The organism is Lactiplantibacillus sp. 30.2.29 (assembly GCF_018991255.1).
Lineage (GTDB): Bacteria > Bacillota > Bacilli > Lactobacillales > Lactobacillaceae > Lactiplantibacillus > Lactiplantibacillus pentosus.
Genome location: NZ_JAGYGU010000022.1, coordinates 37,147 through 56,051, shown reverse-complemented (window position 1 = coordinate 56,051; position 18,905 = coordinate 37,147). Strand labels below are relative to the sequence as shown.

24 protein-coding genes and 1 tRNA gene are annotated in these 18,905 nt (G+C 43.2%); 6 read left to right on the top strand and 19 right to left on the bottom strand.

Annotated features, from left to right (window positions below; genetic code table 11):
- The 5 genes from KGF65_RS12340 to KGF65_RS12320 all read right to left on the bottom strand — a co-directional run.
- Positions 1-196: hypothetical protein (locus KGF65_RS12340; RefSeq protein ID WP_216781017.1), on the bottom strand; the 196-nt coding region annotated here is incomplete at its 3' end.
- Between the two features lie 29 nt (positions 197-225).
- Positions 226-423, bottom strand: coding sequence for a hypothetical protein (locus KGF65_RS12335; protein WP_101873373.1), 198 nt, complete (start codon positions 421-423; stop codon positions 226-228).
- 1,465 nt (positions 424-1,888) lie between these two features.
- Positions 1,889-2,887 (bottom strand): D-2-hydroxyacid dehydrogenase, encoded by a 999-nt coding sequence (locus tag KGF65_RS12330; RefSeq protein ID WP_050338482.1) that lies wholly within the window; start codon positions 2,885-2,887, stop codon positions 1,889-1,891.
- A gap of 84 nt (positions 2,888-2,971) precedes the next feature.
- On the bottom strand, positions 2,972-3,283 hold the full coding sequence (locus KGF65_RS12325; RefSeq protein WP_101874307.1) for a GIY-YIG nuclease family protein: 312 nt from the start codon (positions 3,281-3,283) through the stop codon (positions 2,972-2,974).
- 214 nt (positions 3,284-3,497) lie between these two features.
- Positions 3,498-4,259, bottom strand: coding sequence for a tRNA1(Val) (adenine(37)-N6)-methyltransferase (locus KGF65_RS12320; RefSeq protein ID WP_101873372.1), 762 nt, complete (start codon positions 4,257-4,259; stop codon positions 3,498-3,500).
- 111 nt (positions 4,260-4,370) lie between these two features.
- Here KGF65_RS12320 and KGF65_RS12315 point away from each other — a divergent pair, with 111 nt between their 5' ends.
- Complete coding sequence (locus KGF65_RS12315) at positions 4,371-5,000, top strand: 1-acyl-sn-glycerol-3-phosphate acyltransferase (RefSeq protein WP_050338480.1); 630 nt, start codon at positions 4,371-4,373, stop codon at positions 4,998-5,000.
- A 56-nt stretch (positions 5,001-5,056) separates the two neighbouring features.
- On the opposite strand, the gene KGF65_RS12310 is transcribed toward KGF65_RS12315, so the two are convergent.
- The gene (locus tag KGF65_RS12310; protein ID WP_021336711.1) at positions 5,057-5,293 is read right to left on the bottom strand and encodes a YneF family protein; all 237 of its coding nucleotides are present in this window, start codon (positions 5,291-5,293) and stop codon (positions 5,057-5,059) included.
- A gap of 97 nt (positions 5,294-5,390) precedes the next feature.
- Positions 5,391-5,648, bottom strand: a complete 258-nt coding sequence (locus KGF65_RS12305) for a DUF896 domain-containing protein (RefSeq protein WP_031267439.1) — start codon at positions 5,646-5,648, stop codon at positions 5,391-5,393.
- Between the two features lie 131 nt (positions 5,649-5,779).
- On the opposite strand from KGF65_RS12305, the gene lexA reads away from it, so the two are divergent.
- Together lexA and KGF65_RS12295 are read left to right on the top strand one after the other, a co-directional pair.
- Positions 5,780-6,412, top strand: a complete 633-nt coding sequence (gene lexA, locus KGF65_RS12300) for a transcriptional repressor LexA (RefSeq protein WP_216788202.1) — start codon at positions 5,780-5,782, stop codon at positions 6,410-6,412.
- Positions 6,413-6,687: 275 nt separating this feature from the next.
- Entirely contained in the window at positions 6,688-7,320 is a 633-nt protein-coding gene (locus KGF65_RS12295; protein WP_088771155.1) for a hypothetical protein, read from the top strand.
- 48 nt (positions 7,321-7,368) lie between these two features.
- Here KGF65_RS12295 and KGF65_RS12290 read toward each other — a convergent pair whose 3' ends face one another.
- On the bottom strand, positions 7,369-8,538 hold the full coding sequence (locus tag KGF65_RS12290; protein WP_105924038.1) for a hydroxymethylglutaryl-CoA synthase: 1,170 nt from the start codon (positions 8,536-8,538) through the stop codon (positions 7,369-7,371).
- A 36-nt stretch (positions 8,539-8,574) separates the two neighbouring features.
- Complete coding sequence (locus KGF65_RS12285; protein WP_216748575.1) at positions 8,575-8,967, bottom strand: hypothetical protein; 393 nt, start codon at positions 8,965-8,967, stop codon at positions 8,575-8,577.
- 172 nt (positions 8,968-9,139) lie between these two features.
- Between KGF65_RS12285 and KGF65_RS12280 the strand changes: the two genes are divergently transcribed.
- Both KGF65_RS12280 and KGF65_RS12275 read left to right on the top strand, forming a co-directional pair.
- Positions 9,140-9,535, top strand: coding sequence for a hypothetical protein (locus KGF65_RS12280; protein WP_101873369.1), 396 nt, complete (start codon positions 9,140-9,142; stop codon positions 9,533-9,535).
- Between the two features lie 439 nt (positions 9,536-9,974).
- Positions 9,975-10,916 carry a glycosyltransferase family 2 protein gene (locus tag KGF65_RS12275; RefSeq protein WP_101873368.1) on the top strand — a complete coding sequence of 314 codons (942 nt, stop codon included), beginning with the start codon at positions 9,975-9,977 and terminating at the stop codon, positions 10,914-10,916.
- 130 nt (positions 10,917-11,046) lie between these two features.
- Here the strand turns inward: KGF65_RS12275 and KGF65_RS12270 are convergent, their stop codons facing one another.
- The 3 genes from KGF65_RS12270 to KGF65_RS12260 all read right to left on the bottom strand — a co-directional run bounded on the left by KGF65_RS12270 (position 11,047) and on the right by KGF65_RS12260 (position 12,148).
- Positions 11,047-11,319: a hypothetical protein gene (locus KGF65_RS12270; protein ID WP_225083784.1), complete on the bottom strand. Its 273-nt coding sequence runs from the start codon at positions 11,317-11,319 to the stop codon at positions 11,047-11,049.
- A gap of 163 nt (positions 11,320-11,482) precedes the next feature.
- Positions 11,483-11,644, bottom strand: coding sequence for a hypothetical protein (locus tag KGF65_RS12265; protein WP_158296983.1), 162 nt, complete (start codon positions 11,642-11,644; stop codon positions 11,483-11,485).
- A 342-nt stretch (positions 11,645-11,986) separates the two neighbouring features.
- Complete coding sequence (locus KGF65_RS12260) at positions 11,987-12,148, bottom strand: hypothetical protein (protein WP_158296982.1); 162 nt, start codon at positions 12,146-12,148, stop codon at positions 11,987-11,989.
- Between the two features lie 496 nt (positions 12,149-12,644).
- Between KGF65_RS12260 and KGF65_RS12255 the strand changes: the two genes are divergently transcribed.
- Positions 12,645-12,732, top strand: a tRNA-Ser gene (locus KGF65_RS12255).
- Between the two features lie 365 nt (positions 12,733-13,097).
- On the opposite strand, the gene KGF65_RS12250 is transcribed toward KGF65_RS12255, so the two are convergent.
- The 7 genes from KGF65_RS12250 to KGF65_RS12220 all read right to left on the bottom strand — a co-directional run bounded on the left by KGF65_RS12250 (position 13,098) and on the right by KGF65_RS12220 (position 18,890).
- Positions 13,098-13,475 carry a phage holin gene (locus KGF65_RS12250; protein ID WP_216748574.1) on the bottom strand — a complete coding sequence of 126 codons (378 nt, stop codon included), beginning with the start codon at positions 13,473-13,475 and terminating at the stop codon, positions 13,098-13,100.
- Between the two features lie 11 nt (positions 13,476-13,486).
- Positions 13,487-13,750, bottom strand: coding sequence for a hemolysin XhlA family protein (locus KGF65_RS12245; RefSeq protein WP_216748573.1), 264 nt, complete (start codon positions 13,748-13,750; stop codon positions 13,487-13,489).
- Positions 13,750-14,928, bottom strand: a complete 1,179-nt coding sequence (locus tag KGF65_RS12240) for a GH25 family lysozyme (protein WP_216748572.1) — start codon at positions 14,926-14,928, stop codon at positions 13,750-13,752. The genes KGF65_RS12245 and KGF65_RS12240 overlap by 1 nt, the downstream gene beginning before the upstream one ends.
- Positions 14,929-14,939: 11 nt before the next feature.
- Positions 14,940-15,791 carry a hypothetical protein gene (locus KGF65_RS17095; RefSeq protein ID WP_253954439.1) on the bottom strand — a complete coding sequence of 284 codons (852 nt, stop codon included), beginning with the start codon at positions 15,789-15,791 and terminating at the stop codon, positions 14,940-14,942.
- Complete coding sequence (locus KGF65_RS12230) at positions 15,775-15,936, bottom strand: hypothetical protein (RefSeq protein ID WP_164886062.1); 162 nt, start codon at positions 15,934-15,936, stop codon at positions 15,775-15,777. The genes KGF65_RS17095 and KGF65_RS12230 overlap by 17 nt, the downstream gene beginning before the upstream one ends.
- A 286-nt stretch (positions 15,937-16,222) precedes the next feature.
- Positions 16,223-16,477: a hypothetical protein gene (locus tag KGF65_RS12225; protein WP_105920816.1), complete on the bottom strand. Its 255-nt coding sequence runs from the start codon at positions 16,475-16,477 to the stop codon at positions 16,223-16,225.
- Positions 16,478-16,484: 7 nt separating this feature from the next.
- On the bottom strand, positions 16,485-18,890 hold the full coding sequence (locus tag KGF65_RS12220; protein WP_216748571.1) for a gp58-like family protein: 2,406 nt from the start codon (positions 18,888-18,890) through the stop codon (positions 16,485-16,487).
- Positions 18,891-18,905 lie beyond the last annotated feature (15 nt).

Here is an 18,905-nt window from a genome sequence, read left to right as displayed (position 1 = left end):
ACAAAAAGTGTGTTCTAGCCTTCTTTAAAGGAAGTTTAGAACACACTTTTTCTTTTTCAGTCTCGGCGACGAACATCGATGCTTTTGGCTCATTAAAAATCCAGTCTAGATATGGCCGCTGCTTTTGAGCATGGTCGCTGGCTTCATGCAACACACAACATTCCGGCAATGCTACATGGGATGGAACCAGCACCATATCAAAAACTTATGGCCTATTTGTACCGCCTATAAATGGATTTTGCGATAAATATAGTTATTCAAAGGCTTATCAACACTCGTCAGGTACATTAACACCATGGCGACAATAAAATACACGATATTAAAATAGACATTATTAAATAAATTGATTGCTAATGCCACCACAAGGATCAAAAGTAAAAATGAAATCCACGAAATGAATATTTTTAACCGTTTTTCTTTCATTGGTTTGCCTCCTCAATCCCTCAATATTCTGAAATATAAATGTACGCATTGTGCTAGCTAAATTGTCATGATTCATGGTTAAATCATGACAATTTGGCGTCCTGTTCGTCTGCCGGTGCGCGCCTTAGTCCGACTTCCGGGGCTGGCTGACAACGCTGGAACAGGGCGGACATCGATTTGAGCATTGTCAGCCAGCCCCTACAGTCGGGAACCCGCTCGAATGGCAGATGAACAGCCACCTATCTGGGTGCAATTGACCACTGAATATTAAGTGACTGGTCCTTCAGGCAAACTTTTAGTTGGTATCGATAAAGACTTATAGCATTTAATTACTGAGAAGATTTCTGAATGCTATTTGCTCATCTCAATGCCACAAATTCAATGGCAATTAGTCTTGAAATGAGTCGATGAAATTACCGTCGTTTAGAATTTGAGACTTTGCTATCTCAGGTGACTAGAGGAAATTCTGACAATTTCAGTGAAACTGCGTGTCCGAAGTATTAAATCATGGATAAGGAAGCTGAACAATTATTAGAAAACAGCTGATAGTTTAATGCCAAAATGACCGTCTACTTAGGAGCCAACGATCAATCCATCAAAATTTGAGTCCACAATATTCGCCTTTCGAATACCATCCAGGCTGGAGGGTGTTTCTGACAATGCTCAGCGTTTTTCAGAGTGTGAGGTTCAGACGGGTTGGGACTGAGGATTAGCCTAGCTAGAGCGTTAAGCGGTGAATTTCCGCTTGGCGCTCTGGCGTAGCTAACCGGAAGTCCCAGTCTGACCCGAACACGTTTCATCCATACTGCAGCTAACGTGGAAGACCAGTATTTAAGACGTGGGCTTTCGGCTTAAATCTGTGTCCATCGCGTTCCAGCGTTGCCAGAAATACCTGGAAGCCGGTGTAGGACGAACAACACGACAGCTTTACGCTAAGTCGCACTTTTTCCAGCGAGTCTCAGCTGGCAGCACTTGAACTTAGAAATTGTCATGATTTAACCATCTTTAAGGCTAAATCATAACTAGCACAACGCGTAAATGTGTATAAAGCTAATAAGCACGAATTCTCGGCTTTTCGATGCACAATGCAATATAACCAATCGCCTAAAATTTCAGCTTTAATGATTGCTGGTTTGAGGCCATTTCACAAGACTTAGGCGACGAGTTCACGTTTTTCCTGCTTGGCGCGCTTAATTCGTCGTTGAAACAATTCTACCATTATCAAGCGTCCCCCCTCAAGTACATGTGGCCATCCGTGCTGTGTAATTCCAATTAAAGAAGGACAGAATGGCATCGCTTTCTACCGGTCGACAGCTGCACGCGCATTCTTGTAATCAATTCCTTCCAAATTCAACATAAGAATAAAAAAAGATGGTAACGGAAAATCCAGAAAGATTTTTCGTTACCATCCATTTTACAAACCGAAACCTAAGTCCCAGTTGCTTTTAATTAACGATTGTCGAAATTAGTCAAACTTAACTTGCGTGTCAGCTTTACCAGTTTCGATGAATTGCTTGTTGCTGTTCATTGAAACGTGCACCATGTTGTGAACGGCAGTTTCAGTGTAGAAAGCCGTATGTGGTGTAATCAAAACGTTGTCACGGTTGAACAAGTTCATGAAGACCTTGTCATCAATCGTTTGACCTTCAAGATCCTTGTTGAAGATCTTAGTTTCGTATTCGTAGGTATCGAGGGCAGCACCGGCAACTTTGCCACTGTCCAAGGCTTTGATCAAGTCTTCTGAGTCGATGAGTGTCCCACGAGCGAAGTTTAAGATGTAGGCGCCATCTTTCATCTTGCTGAAGGCATCCGCATTTAACATGTGGTAGTTATCCTTCAATGCAGGAACGTGTAACGTGATAACATCAGCTTGGGCGTATAATTCGTCCAAAGTATCAACGTACATACCTTCTTTTTCAAGTTCAGCATTCCGGTAAACATCGTAACCGATAACCTTAGCACCGAAACCTTTGAAGATATCAATGGCTGCGCGACCGATACGGCCAGTACCAATAACACCAACAGTCATCGTGTTTAATTCTTTAGCGATGTCTGGAGCCCAACGGAAGTCTTGCTTAGCTAACTTCTTGTTGAACATTGGGGTTTGACGTAATAATTGCATCAATTGCGTTACTGATAATTCAGCAATCGCATTTGGTGAGTATGCAGGTACGTTAGAAATGTTTAAGCCACGTGCTTTAACAGTAGGAACGTCCAAGTTATCAACACCAACGTTACGAAGAGAGATGTTCTTAACCCCTTCGTCGGCTAACTTGTTTAATACTTCAGCAGTATAGTCCTTTTGTTGGTATACATCGGCACCGTCGAAACCTTTAGCTAAGTCAACGTTGTCTTCAGTAAGTAATTCTGGAACTAATTTTACTTCAACATCTGGGTTTTCTTTCATCCAAGTATCGAAGAATGGACGTTCGTCATCACGTACAGCATATGCAATAATTTTCATTACAAAAATTCCTCCTATATATTGATACATTAAACATTATAACAGTAAATGCCAGAAATAAAATCATAAATTGTGAAAACTTTGCTAAATTTTTACATCGTGTGCTGACAAGTATTTTAGCTTGGCAGCTCTCGATTGATGTTTGAAGGCATATTCGGCCTTTAAGGCACTTGATTTATCATTGAAAGTTTCATGGTAGATCATTTTAACGGGCCGTCGTGATTTGACCCGCGTATACTTGGCACCCTTCCCGGCATTGTGGGTTGCTAGCCGCCGTTCCAGATTGTCTGTAAAGCCGCCATAGAGGGTCGCGTCAGCACAGAGTAGCACGTAAAAGTAATACTGCTTGACAGTCACTTGGTCAGCAGGATGTGTATCAGCAGTCTGTTCGGCCATTGACTCTGTGGAAGATTGTGAATCGACTGTCGCCGCGTTGGCCTTCAGCTTTTTTTGTTTCGACTTTGGCTTTACCGGCTTCAATTTTTGGGACTTCGACTTTGGTTGTGTCGACTGCGACTTTTTTGACCGCGGCTTTAGTGAGACCTGCTTACCTTTCGTCCGTCGCTTAGAAGCCGTAGTAGCTGGCGTCGTTGGTTCAGATTCAACTGGTTTATGCTTTTGTTTCGCCATAAAGTAACGTGTGCACCTCTTTTCCATAGGTGCCATCGGCGTGGTAAACGACTAACGGCGGTAAAATTCGAACGCCGTTTGGTTTGCCGTCCTTGATCATTTCGATCAGGACCATGTTCGCTTCCCGGTCAGCCTTGGGATGCACGAATCGCAGCCGTTTTGGTGCTAAACGGTGAGCCTGCATTAAGGTGAATAATTCATCTAGACGTTCTGGACGATGAACAAAGTAGGCTTTGCCATTCATTTTAAGTAAATCACTTGTCACCGCTAAAATCTGATCCAAGTTGGCCGAAAGTTCATGGCGTGCGATGGCCAGGTGCGGATTGGGATTTTTGACGCTCTGTGGCTGGTCCTTAAAATAAGGTGGATTACACAGCACCGTATCCACGGAATCTTTGGGTAGTTGCTGGGTAATTTTTAATAAGTCTTCATTAAGTATCGTCATCTGCGCCGTCAAATCATTCAAAATAATGCTCCGTTCAGCCATATCCGCAAGACGCGGTTGGATTTCGACAGCGGTGATGTGGCCGCGCGTCTTGGCACTGACAAACAACCCAACGGCACCATTGCCAGCACACAGGTCGACAATCTGACTCTTGGCCCCCTTCGCAACCTGGGCGAAGTCCCCCAATAAGACCGCGTCCAATGAGAAGGCAAAGACTTGGGAACTCTGAATAATTTGAACTTGTTTACTATATAGTTGGTCGATCCGCTCATCGGCGTGTAACGTGACATCTGCCATGTTCGGCCACCTCTCTTCTGAATTCACTGCAACGTTATCATACAATTAACTTGCAGAATTTATCAAATTTCGTCATACTGTGAGCAGTTAGTAATTGAAAGGAAGATCGTCATGTTTTATTCATTCATGCGCGGGCTCGTCCGGCTCATCATCACGGCAATCAACGGTCGCCCTCGCTATCAAGGACGCGAAAACCTTCCCGAAGGCGCTTATATCTTGGTTGGACCGCACCGTACTTGGTTCGATCCGCTGTACTACGCCCTCGCCGGCAGTCCAATGAAATTCAGTTTTATGGCTAAGGAAGAATTATTTAAAAATCCAGTCTTGCGGTTCATCCTGGTTCATGCCAATGCGTTTCCAGTCAACCGGAAACACCCCGGGCCGTCCGCCATCAAGACGCCCGTCAAATTTTTGCGAAGCGGCAAATTATCACTGATTATGTACCCTTCAGGAACGCGCCACTCGCAAGAATTAAAAGGCGGTGCGACCGTGATTGCCAAGATGGCGGGTGTGCCACTCGTTCCAACCGTTTATCAAGGCCCATTGACCTTCAAGCAACTGTTTAGTCGCCAACAAGTCACCGTACGCTTCGGCGAACCAATTTACGTTGACCGTAAGCTCAAACTCGATGATGCCGGTCAAAAACAAATTGAAACACAAATGTTAACGGCGTTTGATGACTTGGATCGGCAAATTGATCCATCCTTCAAATACGTTGATCCTGCTAGTACCAAGAAATAGGTCTAGCCATCAAAAAAGTGTCGGTTGCAACTTGCGACCGGCACTTTTTTGAATGCTTACTTTTTATCGTTTTTAGAAGCAGCCTTCATCGAGTTCAACATCTGATGAAGCTTCTTTTCGGATGGGCGCTGACCCATTTGCATCATCATGCTCCGAAGCATTTCTTCGCTAATCGGCGGGTTTTGCTTCAAGTAGTTTTGCATATAGTGTCGCGCACCAAAGAAACCACCGGTTAAACCGACCAATACACCGATCACGACGATTAAAATCCAAATTCCAGTAGACACAGTCATTCCCCTCCCTTATTACAGTCTTCATTAAACTAGTCTACACAAATTAATAATAAAAGAAAAGGAAAATTTGTCAGTTGGCAAATTTTCCTGAAATCGGTTAATCATCCCGGAGACCGCGATCACGTTGAACCTGGCGGACCTTTTCTGGGGTAACTTCCTTACCGTCCTTATCATAGACCTGAAGCATTTCGACTTGTTGCCGAAACCCAGCCCGGAATTCTTTTAAATATTTTTCGCGTAACTCTTGTCGTTCCGCTTCTTCTAACTCGGTGAGCCCTTCAGCTTTCGCCTTATGAGCCAACTCATTGATCCGAGCGATTAATTCTTTTGAAATCAAAGCAGCAGCTCCCTTCATCAAAGCAATATACACGAAAATGGACACTAAATCAATTAATTGTGTTTGTCAACCGAACATTTGTTTGAAAGCTGGCAAACGCTATGCTACAATTGGTTTAACCATTAATGACAAAAAAATGAGGTGCCAAGATGAGTAAAACATCGGAAAGCAAACAAATGGCCGTTCTCCGTTTTATTTATGAACGCGTCAATGAAAAAGGATATCCGCCAACCGTACGTGAAATTGGCGAAGCCGTTGACTTATCTTCGACTTCCACCGTTCACGGACATATTTCACGGCTTGAAAAGAAAGGGTTAATTCAAAAGGACCCGACTAAGCCGCGAGCAATCGAAGTCACGCCCGCTGGTTTTGAAGCCCTCGGAGTCGAAACAACGCCCCACCAGATTCCAGTGCTTGGAACCGTTACTGCCGGCCAGCCAATTCTCGCAGTCCAAGAAGCAACCGACTATTTTCCAATTCCAAAGGAACTCGAATCATTCGGCGGCGATCTGTTTATGCTGACGATTCGCGGTGAAAGTATGATCAACATTGGCATCATGAACGGTGACCAAGTCATCGTTCGCCGTCAAAGCTCGGCTGACAACGGGGACATCATCATTGCGATGACCGACGAGAACGAAGCCACTTGCAAGCGATTCTTCAAAGAAGCGAACCATTACCGCCTACAACCAGAAAATGATACGATGGCGCCAATTATTTTAAATAACGTCTCCGTATTAGGTAAAGTTGTGGGACTCTACCGCGATATGCTCTATCAATAAACACTAATTTAAGGTGGCCTTGTGCCACCTTTTTTATTTTTCAGTCAAACAATCACCACTTCGGAGACGTTTAATTGTAGGTCGTGCCAATTAATCTGGGCGATACGGCTGATTCCACTTTCCGGCCCCGCTACAAACCAGTACAAGTCATGGGTCATGTGATGATTTTGGCATTGCACTGGCTGCCAAAGATAAAATATTTGAATTCCACCGGAACTGGCCGATAGTTCAATGGTATAATGATTATACTATTTCAAACATTGGGAGTTGGTTACATGTTGTTCCTAGCCATTATGGGCTTGATTGTTTTTCTATTAGCATTATTTTCCGTGATTTACGCACGTCAAACCGGTGGTGGTTGGAAGTTTCTGACAGTCGTAACGGTTCTGAGCGCGGTGGTCACCATCTATGCGGTGATCAAATTGCCATACTGGCCTTATAACCAGTCACACGCCGCAACCACCAGCCAAACTGCTTCGAGTTCGACAAGCAGTTCAAGCACGAGTAAGTCTAAAACGACGAGTTTAAGTTCCTCACAAGTTGTTTTCAACGAAGGTAGCGCCAAGCGTGAGGCTGCCACGACTAAGTTGAATGAAGAAAACATTCTCAAACAGTTGCAGGAAAATTATAAGTCAATTGGTACCGTCGCCTTCACGAAAGCCACTAAGACATATACGATTACTCCAACTGGTAAAAAATACGTCAAATCGTTAAAAACGATCAAATCGTATCCTGATGAAAACCAGAAGGCCATCACGACAATCACTTCCAATTTCAAGTCCCTATCCAAGTCGCTTAAAAAGAATTTAGCTGCTGGCTATACGATTCAACTTTTGCAGCCAGATACGACGGATAAGACCTTGTTGAGTGTCAAAGATGGTGTCATTATCGCTAATAATTTCAAATAACAAAAAGCACTTGTCCTAGCCATCTTGCTAGTAACAAGTGCTTTTTTGTTAGGCCTCACGATCCAAGTACTGGCGTTGCTCATCCTTCTGACCAGTCAAGACGAATCGATGAGGATCATCGGCCACATCGATGGTCTGGTCATCCGCGCGCCAAGCTAACTGTCCCTTGAACAGCTTTTCGTACTCGGACACGCTGACCCGTTGTCGGCGTGCTAACCGTTGTGGTAACCCAACATCCAAGCCGGCTTCGTAATCTGGTTGCAACTCACCCGTGAAGAATTCGCCTTCAGCCCCGGAACCATAGCTGAATAAGCCTAGGCGGTCACCGGCCTTTAATTTGTCATCAGTCAGCAATTGTGACAACAAACTCAAATACAGTGAGCCGGTGTATAAGTTACCCACCTGTCGATTTAGTTGCCGAGCGTGCTCGAAATGGGCAAGCCAGCTCGCCTGCTTCGCATTATCAACTAATGGCAAGGCGCTTCGAAGTGCTTTAAGTCCCATTTTTGTATATGGCAAATGAAAGACGAGCGCTGCTAAATCTTCTGGCTGCATGCCTGTTTTCTGCAAGTATCCCTTGAAGACATCTTGAAAATAATCGATATAGATGTTTGATGAGTATTTGCCGTCCACCAAAGCAGTTGTATGATACAACGGTCGCCAAAAATCCATGACATCTTCACTTAGCACACATGATTCGGTCCCCAGCGCTAAGACTTGAGGATCAGCACTGACTAACATGGCGACTGCACCGCCGCCCTGAGTGGGTTCGCCAGGTGTGTTGAGTCCGTAGCGTGCAATGTCGCTACCAATAACGAGTGCTTTCTTATCAGGATGAACGCGGACGTGGTCTTGCGCCAATTGCAATCCTGCCGTAGCCGCATAACAGGCTTCCTTCATTTCAATGGTACGGACCCGGCGATTCAATCCTAACAGCCGGGCTACATAGATGGCACTGGCCTTTGAGTTATCAATGCCTGACTCCGTTCCAACAATCAGCAAGTCGATTGCTTCAATGTCAGCGGCTGTTAACATCGGCGCAGCAGCGTTTGCGGCTAAGGTCACCGTATCCTGGCTCGGTGGGATGACCGCCATCCGTGACTGACCGATCCCAATCAAATATTTGTCAGGTTCTTCCTGACGTGCCGTTGCCAATTCTGCCATATCGACGTATAGATGCGAGGTTGCAAAATGCAACTTGTCAATTCCAACTTTCACGTTCGTTCCTCCAATTTATTCAGACTGAAGCTAGCCTTAATGTGCCCGGCCTAGTGGTCCCAAATAATGAAAATCTGGGTCCTTGCCCACGCGGTAACAACTGAATGCCTGACTAATCTCATTATGAAAGGTTACCACAATTGCCGGTGTTGCCCAAGTGGAGGCCGCCCAGAAGACCGTATCATCAAATTCACGGTTATCATTTGGATAACGATGGTAACCCGTTGTACTGTCCCAAATCGTGCCATGCGTATTGAGCCAATCTTCTGCGAGTCCGGCTTCCACTTGAGCCATCACATCCTGGTTATCGCGAATCAGCCGTGCGAGTTTGTCCCAATCTAGCTGCCACGCATGTACTTTTGGCAACTGATTGCGCGTGCCAAGCGGCGTATGTCCTAAGGCAATCGGTGTTAAATCCACAAAATCCATGCAACCACCCTTTCAGACCATGTTCATTAACTATCCGAAGATTTCTCAACTATTATATCATGTTGCCACACATTTATGATTGCCCTAGCTTGACCTGAAACGGGTCCCATAAGTTATGCTTGGCATGAAAAGTTGAAGTAACCGTTAATCATTTAGTAAGGAGCGAGCAATCATGGGGTTATTCCGTCGTCAATATCAAATTCGTCTGTACCAACCCGTTACCGGTTCCGCCAGGACCATCCAGTCATTGCCATCGGTAGCGCATCAAACGCCATTGATGCGCATTCAGCCAAATGATAGAATCATCAGTGCGCCCCTCGATGGCGAGATTATCGCTCTTTCACCGCGGCATTTGACGATTACTGCATTGAATGGTCAACAGTTTGTCCTCCAAATCGAGACGACTGATTATCATGCCATGGTTGATTGGCAAGTGCGTATCGGGGATTCCGTCTCACCACTGACCATTTTAGGCCTTTTAGAGGGCTCGCTGACGGCGACCTCACTGGTGGTTTCCCGCGTGCATGCTGTGAGTCAGCTGACCAAAGCGGTGGTCGCGAATAGTTAAGATTTTTATACATTTCTTTTGCATCATTAGGTGACCAATCGAGTCAGTTTCGCGACCACAGATGGTGGATCAAGGCTAGCATCCGCGATTCAAAATTCATATTCCAACAAAAGGACCCACGTCGCAATTAAGCGTTGTGAGGCCTTGTTTTCGCGTGTTAATGATTGCGCTAGTGATCGTTCAATTTGTTAATCAGATCAATCGTCCGGGTCAGCTAGTTCCATTATTATTCGTTATTACAATTTTTGTCGTTTGAGAACTGATTGCTTTATGACTGAATTCAGGCTATGATATTCATACTGGTTGAAACTATCTGGCTCGTTTACCATTAGCGTGCAAACGTGGCCCACATTTTCAACTGACGACACGGCGTCGCACCTTTTACCCCGTGTGGTCATTGACTAAACTAATAATAATGCAAAGGTCGGATTCAATAATTATGAAAACCATGAGTCTAGTTGTTCCCTGCTACAACGAGGAACCTACGATTGAAATTTTCTACAACACCGTCGAAAAGGTGCTGGCCGATAATCCGGAAGCTTTTAATGACATCACCACGGAATACGTTTTCGTCAACGACGGCTCTTCCGATGATACACTAACCGTTCTTCGGAATTTAAACGCCGCCCATCCTGATACGGTTCATTACGTGTCATTTTCACGAAACTTCGGCAAGGAAGCCGGCTTGTTAGCTGGGTTGCAGCACACGATTGGCGATTACGTCGCAGTCATGGATGTCGACTTACAAGATCCACCGTCGCTCCTACCAAAGATGTTAGCAATGATTGAAACCGGCGATTATGATTGTATCGGTACAATGCGGGAAAACCGCGCGGGCGAACCATTCATCCGTTCCTTCTTGTCTCGGTCCTTCTACTCGGTCGTCAACAAGATCTCAAAAGTCCAAATTATTCCGAACGCCCGTGACTACCGGCTGATGACCCGGCAAATGGTCGATGCCATTTTGGAGCTTCCGGAATACAACCGGTTCTCAAAGGGAATCTTCAACTGGGTCGGCTTTCGAACAACTTATTTAAAGTTCGAAAATCAGCCCCGTTCCGCTGGCGAAACCCACTGGTCAATGTTGCAACTCTTTAGCTATTCAGTAGATGCAATCGTTGACTTCTCCGACGTGCCACTAAAAATTGCAACTCTGACGGGTGGTCTCTTATCCGCCGCTTCAATTATTAGTATCTTTGTCGTTATTATTCGCAAACTCTTGTTTAATAACAGTGTCGGTGGTTGGGCTTCATTAGTCACGATCTTCCTTTTCATCGGCGGAATTCAGTTATTCTGCTTGGGAATCATCGGCAATTATATCGGTAAGATTTATATCGAGTCGAAGCATCGGCCACATTATATTGTGCAGGAAAAGAAGTAAAACCTGTTTTTGATATAAATTGAATTTAGAAGGAAAGCTGCTGTCGGATGATGGCGGCTTTTTTTGGTGTGACGCAAAAAACCTAACAGTGCAGAAAACACCGTCAGGCCTATATTTCTTAAATGACACCTTACATCGACACAATCACAATATCTCGCCATTGGTCCCTGATTCGTTGGCCGTCAATCACATAATTCAACACTTCATCCGGATTATCGGTCTCAAACATATGCATAAAGTCACCATTATTCTTTGAAATCAATCGCTTACCCTGTAGCGGACCAATGTACCATTCAGTATCATGAATTTTAATCTGAATATCCATACCAATCTCGATGGTCACTCGCAATTGCTGTAATGACTGAAGCTTGTCCGAATATGGATCAATATGATCTAGTATCATTAATATTCACAATTCTTTCTGCGGGAGGCAACTTACTCACCGTATGATAGCATTAAACCAGCCTCTTGTAATCTTCTCATCTTTGTTATATATCCGCTGGGGACAATTTAGGCATAAAAATATCACTCACTCAAATTTGGTGATTGTTATTTTTATGGTTGAATTAAAGTCCAAATATTTGTTTAGCTTGTTCCATGGCTTTTTGAATATTTGCTTGTACAACAGGGTCATTATCCAGCTTACGTGTCTTTTCCATATCTTCCTTGGATAACGGCAAACTATCTGTATCATCACATACCAGATAGAGTTTTTCTTCTTTTGACATACCTAACTACCTCCCAATTATAAGCGGGACCAATCACGTTCAAATTAGCTTCTGACGTATGTTACATCTGTGCTGGAATAGATGATACCAATAACGATAGGGCCTTACCACTGTACGTTATGTTACACATGGCAGCTACCCTTAATCTGAGCTAACATGTTTGAATATGGGCTCTCATTCTATATTGTTACTGTTATAAGGCTGTTTTAGGATCTGTCACATCGATGACCGTTCAAAAACAAAAATGTTGCATTCGCTAATCAAGACTATATGTGCTTAATAGAACTATATCGACGCTTAAAATGGCAACAAAAGTAAAGCGCCTCATAAATTGTTATTTAATTAAAGACCAAATTTCCGTTTGAATTCTTCGATCTCTTTACGAATTTTAGCTTGTAAAATTGGGTCATTATCAAGTCTTCGATCATTTTCAATTTCTTCTTTCGTGCGCGGCTCACCAGGTGAATCGTCGCACACCAAATAAAGCTTTTCGTCTTCTGACATATCTAAGCGCCTCCAACTAATAAATACCGACATTTAGTTTCCAATTGGGCTTTCACCCATAAAAATCTTTCTTCTCGAAGTCATTGTATCAGAATCCATAACGTTTTACTACAGAATGCTATTTTCACTGGACGTAACCCCTTGACCCAGCTACCAAGATTGCTGGGTCGTCCTCACCTATATCTTCACTGCATCAAGGTGTCCATTTCTAATGGATAATCAAATCTGTACTACCAAGGCTTCTGAATCATGTTTGACTGATTACGACAAAATGAATTCAATTTGTCTGCTATTCCAACAACCAGTGCTACTGACATTTAGACTGCCTACTCGTCTATAGTTCACTCTAGGTTTGCGATTCTATCCTTGAGTAATGCATTACAACCACCAATTAATTAGTGTAGATATTATGATTATTTTCCAGAATAATTGTCAGAATTTTTGAATAAATATTTGTTATGGCCTCAAATTATGCTATACTAATTGAGTACCACATGGAGAGTTGGCAGAGTGGTAATGCACCGGACTCGAAATCCGGCGAACCGGCTAATACCGGCGCGCAGGTTCAAATCCTGTACTCTCCTTAAATTGATTATCAGTACCAACCTTGAGCGTCGTCAATCGTTGAATTGACGGCACTTTTTATTTTTCATAATCGCTTTAAAACTGTATAAATAGATATAATGGTGCACTTTTTGGTGCACTCTTGCTAAAAAATACTAAATTATGCTGACTTTCTGCACTTAAAAGTGCACCAAAAACATTTAAACGTGCCTTGACACCTTATTCCATAAGGGCTTTAGGCTCAAGCAAAAAGCACACTTACACCTAGGCGGGTAATACATAAAAAAATCCCCCACGCCGAAGCGCAGGGGAAATGTTGCAGAGTGATCAAGCTCCACAATGAATGAAACTCTATATCAAGTTATAGCCAACAATCATTATAGCACTATTTTGCTGCTTGTGAGGCGGATTCTGACGCCGTTTCAGTGTCAGATGATGCAGAACTATTCACTACAGCGACTGTAGACGTGGGTGCTTGTAATTCGTCAGCGGCCTGATTAGCGGTCGCTTCAATCTGACTTTCCTCATCGTTATCAGTCGTTGGTGCCGTTACTGTTTGAACGTCAGTAATAACGCCCAGCATACCAAGGATTGTTAATACCGTGTTGATAACAGCGACAATGGCTGACCAGTCACCAGTAAACTTAATACCAAACATGGCAAAGATTTGTTGAATCAAAACGATCAGCAACGAAATAATACCAGCAATCAACTTACCATTCAAACTTCCGTCAGCATTTTTAAAACTAATTTTTTTAATCATTATTTTCCCTCCTAAAGGAACTTTTCTGCGATATAAATAACTAACGTGACGAGCACGCCACTAACCAAGACACCGATCAACCAATTTTGAATGGTCGTCACACGGTCAATTTGATGGCTCCCTTCAATGGACTTGGCCAGTGCCTTGTCAGCTTTGTCACCAATATCGTCAACTTGATTCAGCTTTTCTTCGATGTTCTCAACTTTCGTTTTGGTGGCGGCCACATCCTTTTGAATATCCATTAATAACTTAGTTGTATCGTCGTATTGTGCCATTACTGCACCACCAATCGCTGGCCGGGATAGATAGTGGTGTAAATTGTCTTGCCGTTCTGGCTAGCTAACGTAGTCATGCTTAGGCCGTTGCGTTGTGCGATTGACCACCAGCTGTCGCCGGACTTGACTGTGTAATACGTATGACTAACCAGCTGACCAGTAGCTCGCTTCCCGTAGGCTGGCCCATTAGTTACGCCTAGCTTAATGAAGCCATACAGGCCATTTGAACGGGTGTAACGTGCCCATACATAGTCGTGTTCAATAATGACCGCATTGTAAATCACACTCTCATCCTTGTAATAGGTAGCTACTTGTCGTACTTTGTCTGAATCCGTGTAGCGAACAGCTAGTGTCCGGTTAGGGTAGAACACCCCTCGTTGGTCATATTTAACGACCTTAAAGGTGGCCTTCTTAGCTGCCTGTTTATGAGCCTGCTTAACGTCGGCCTGTGCTTTAGCCTTGCTAGCAGTCGTATAGCCTGATTTAGTAATGCCTGTTAGGTCAACGTTGCCATCTAATCCGCCGGCCTTATACATGCTAGTAAATTGGAAGATAGCCACGCCGTCCATGCTAGGGAACCAGTTATAATCAGGGCTAGTTCTAACCAAGTAGTCCGGATATTCAGCTAGCCATAGACAGCTACCATAGGCTTTAACAATGGCGCTCACATTAACATGAGCATTGAGGTAAGCTTTACCGGAATACAACATAGGGGTATAACCAGCCGCTTTAATGAGGGCCATTTGAGCTAGAATGACATTAGTGTTAGCTGTCACGCTATTAGAAGCCCCATCCTCATAGTCTAGTGCGACAATACTACCCTTGGGCGTCCTAACACGTGGCAAGTAATAGGCCATCATCGCCTTGGCATTGGTCATATTGCCACCAACACCGTCCCACAAATAGGTGTGCACTCGTTTACCAGCTTTCATAGCTGATTTAACTTGGCTAGCATAAGTGGTTTGAGGAATGTTAGTCCCACCATAAAAGCCACCCGCCTGTGAGAATACGAACTTATCGGTACTATAGCCGAATGTCCCACTATTACCGTTATACTTAGACCAATCAACCCCTTGGTCACGACTAGTTGCCGCCTGACTGGTAACATTGACCATTAAAAAGGCCATAAAAATAGCCCCCACCATTAAGATGAGTGCCTTTAGCTTGTGCTTATTCAATTGTCTGCCTCCTATTTTAATGTGTTTTCCGGCGCAGACGTCTGATTTTCCTCTTGCTGCTGTGCCTTATCTGCTGATACCTGCGCAGCTTTGTATGCTGTAATCGCATCGGATACCTTAGACTCCCCCAATTTTTTCCAAGCAGTTTTACCGGCTTTAATAGCAGCGGCAGAATCTGCTCTATAGTATGCACCACTATAAAAAGTTAGGAGCAATTGAGCCATCCAGTCGCTATCTTTATTTGGCCCAAACACTGAAAGAATGGCCCCTTGGTCGCTTCCAGGTATCGGGCTGTTTTTAATTTGTTTAAGCCACAGATTGTAAACACCAGGTGTTGCTAACTGGTTAAGGTCAGTACCATTCGGCAATCCGGTTGTCGTTAATCCGCTTAGTCCTTGTGGGCCAGTGTCACCTTTATCACCCTTGGCAATCGTGCTTGCGGCTTTATTCATTGCTGCCACAAAGTCATCAAAAGCAATTGTTGTAATAACTGAGCCATTGGCACTTTGAATGTTATTAGTAATGGTAAAACCAGTTGACCCATCACTAGGGTAAATTGACGTCCCGGTAGGATCAACCACCCACACTTCAATGGCATAGCTACCAGCGGGTAAACTAGTCATCAAGTCAGCGTTAAAGGTAACGGTAACTTGACCAGTCGTTGGGTCGGTTAAACTAGCTGGGTCAACTGTGGCCGATTTAAGATAGCCACTAGCATTACCCAGTTTAACAGTAATTGAAGTGGCCTTAGTTAAGTCCGTTGCCACATTATCATTACCACAAATTAACGAAAAACTAGTGGTGGTATCGCCAATCTTAACCGTTTGTGGTGAAGTATCAGTAAAACTAAGCGTTTTCGCCATCTTTATCTGCCTCCTTCTCAGCCAACTTGGCATTGAGCTGGTCAATTTGAACTTGAGCCATTGCTAATTGCTGGTCTTTAACGGCAATTGCTTGGGCATAGTTACTCGTTAGCTTGTTAATTAAAGCTTGTGCATCGATATTCATAATTTAAGCCTCCTGTGTGTTTGCTGTTCTAGTATTCTGTAGAAAGGTACGAGATACAATGTTCTTCTGGATACTCTGGTTGTATCTAAAAATTCTTGTTCTTTACGTGGCTGAATCTTTAGACCTTGACCGCTCTTAATTGGATTACCGTCATCATCACGGGCAACAACAGCTTCAATAAGTTCCTGAGTAGATTCTGAATAATCTTTGAGCGGATTCTCTAATACCTTAAGCATTCTTGTACGAGCAATAGATTGCATTCCTGATAATGGCGCTCTCCTAATAATTATTCTGCTTTAACTGTAACACTATCATCAGTAGTACCTACAGAATCTATAGAAGGTGACCCTTTTGATAGTTCTGAGACAATTTTATTGCTAACGTAGTCTGGTAAGTCTCGCATCCTCATATTGTTCATTTCATCTTGAGATACATATACAAAACCCTCAATATGAAGGTTGTCATCATAGGTTGCACTATAGCTTACCTTCCATGTCCCATCTGCTTGTGGATTGTTTCCTGTAATTTGAATTGCATTCATATTTTAGCTACCTTCCTTGTTTTAATTCTTCAATTTCAGATCCTAGCTTAGCTATTGTCATTTTATTTTGAATCTGGTCGTTAGACAATTGGCGTATCTTTGGAATAAGAGTAATCCATAGGCGGTCATATTCAATACCTTCTGCTTGACCCTTGTCTCCTTTAATCACAAACTCATCTAGTCCGGCTTTAATAAGGTCTTCTGCAATTAGACCATAGTGTCTATTAACATTTATTTCTGGCTCTGATAGCTCAGTACCATTTGTTTTTGAGTCTGCCAGTAACTCGGCTGAGCTCTTGTCAATCCAGCTAGACATATCAATAGAAAGAAGCCTATTGGCTGGTGATATACTAGTTTCTTTGGTGATGTCTAGTTTGTACTTACTTGCAGATGTGATACGTCCTAAAGTCCCACAACTTGTGACATTTACACTTGAACCACTAGAATATGTCCTGTTATAAATAGAAGCAGATACAACCTGAGCACTTCTGCCATCTTTTCTAAATATCATTTGACCCGTGCTACCACTAGTTCCATTATCATCGCCATGAATAAATAGAGCGTGACCGTTACTAGAGGTGAACCCACCTATCTCATCGACAAATAGTGGCCGATAAAAGTTAATTGTACCTTTGTCACCTGTATCAATACCAAAGCGTGCCGTAACTCCGCCACCTGAATTACTGTTACCTGCTTTAGACACTTGCCAGTAAGCAGATGAACTCTTACCGACAATGTTTCCGTAAGGGTTCATGTACATACCGGCGAAATCAATGTTGGAATTGGGACCGCTCAACATCAACCCACCGCTGGGCGTTAAACTGATATAGGAGCTACCTGTTCGTTTAGCGTTAAAAGTGCTGTCTTTGGTGTCTGTGTGGCCAGATTCAATGGTTACCCCTTGACCGTTAATCACGGTATTAGAATAAATATATTTTCCATTATCGTTTGGAAGCATAGAACGATAATCATAAATGATGGCACCTGATTGTACTGACGCCCTTAATGCTATTACATTGTTAATAGTGGTTGAATTATAGGTTCCTGAGGAGTCAATGCTCATTGGATAATATTTAGCGGTGTTATTGGAATTGCTAATAATGTCGCCACCGTGGAACGTTGTCCCGTTGATAGTTGAACCATTAATCGTACTAGCATTGATTGTTGGCGAGGTTAATGTGCCACCAATAAGTGTCATATTTTTAGCTGTTATGGCACCATTCTTATCAACGGTGAAAGTTTCGTTATTGGTACTAAATGTGTTGGCCGAAATGTCTGCCGCCCTTAGTTTCTTGCCAACAAGGAGTGAGTCAATGTTTGCACTAGGAATTATTACGGGGTTAGCCGTATCAAAGTAGATAGTTTTACCAGATAATGTCAGTTGACCACTAGATGAAATTAAGGAATTACCGGCTTGAAGGTTAATTTCATCAATTAAGTCCTTTTTGATTACTCTAAGGTCAATATCATTAGCTGTTTGCGTTTTATAAGTTGAAAAATCGCTATTAGCTACCTTGCTAGTAATTGCGTCAGCAGTCTGCTGTTTATACGTGTTAAAATCACTAGATTCAACCTTGCTCTCAATTGCCTTGGCAGTTGTAGCTTGATAGGCTGAGAAAGCACTAGTAGACACCTTCTCGGAAATCAAGTCAGCAGTAGTTTGTTTATAAGCCGAGAAAGCTCCGTTAGTAACTAGCTCCCCTATCTGACTGGCCGTCTGATCCTTGTAACTAGCATAGTCTGAGTTTGCAACCTTAGTTCCTAACCCATTTGCTAGTTCAGCAATCGTCATAGTTGAACCGTCTTTTAGGTCGGTCACTGCTTGACTAGTGGCGTTACCAGTATCAATAGCTGTTTTTGCTTGGCTAAAAGCATTATCGGCAGCGCTTTGAGCCTTAGCAGTAGCTGTAGATTGTACGGCTATCTCTGAATTGGCATAAGCGTAATTACTATCTGCGGCTGATTTAGCAGCATTAGCTGTTGATGCTGCCTGACTTGTAGCGCTTGCGGCGCTATTAAATTTATTGTTTGCGTTATTTTGCAAAGCACTTTGAATCTTTGCTAATTCTTCATTGTAAGCGTCCTGATATTTCTTATATGCTACACGATCAACGTCACTGGCGTGGTTAGGGTCTGCCAGAACGTCAGCCATGAACTTGTTTAAGTCATTGTAAGCTGTAGTTACAGCAGTTGTGTCAATCCCGTCATCTTTAGCGTTCTGTACAAGAACGTTATATTGAGATGTTAAACCAGCAAATTGCGTGATATTGTTTTGCTTTTCAATGACGTTCATTAAATTTGGATCGTTTAAATTGGTAACACCACCAACGGCATTATCGGCTGTATTTTGAGCCTTGATAATTTTAATGCCGTCATCAGTTAAGATGACTTGAGTTGCATTAGATTCAGCCATTTAATTCACCTCCTT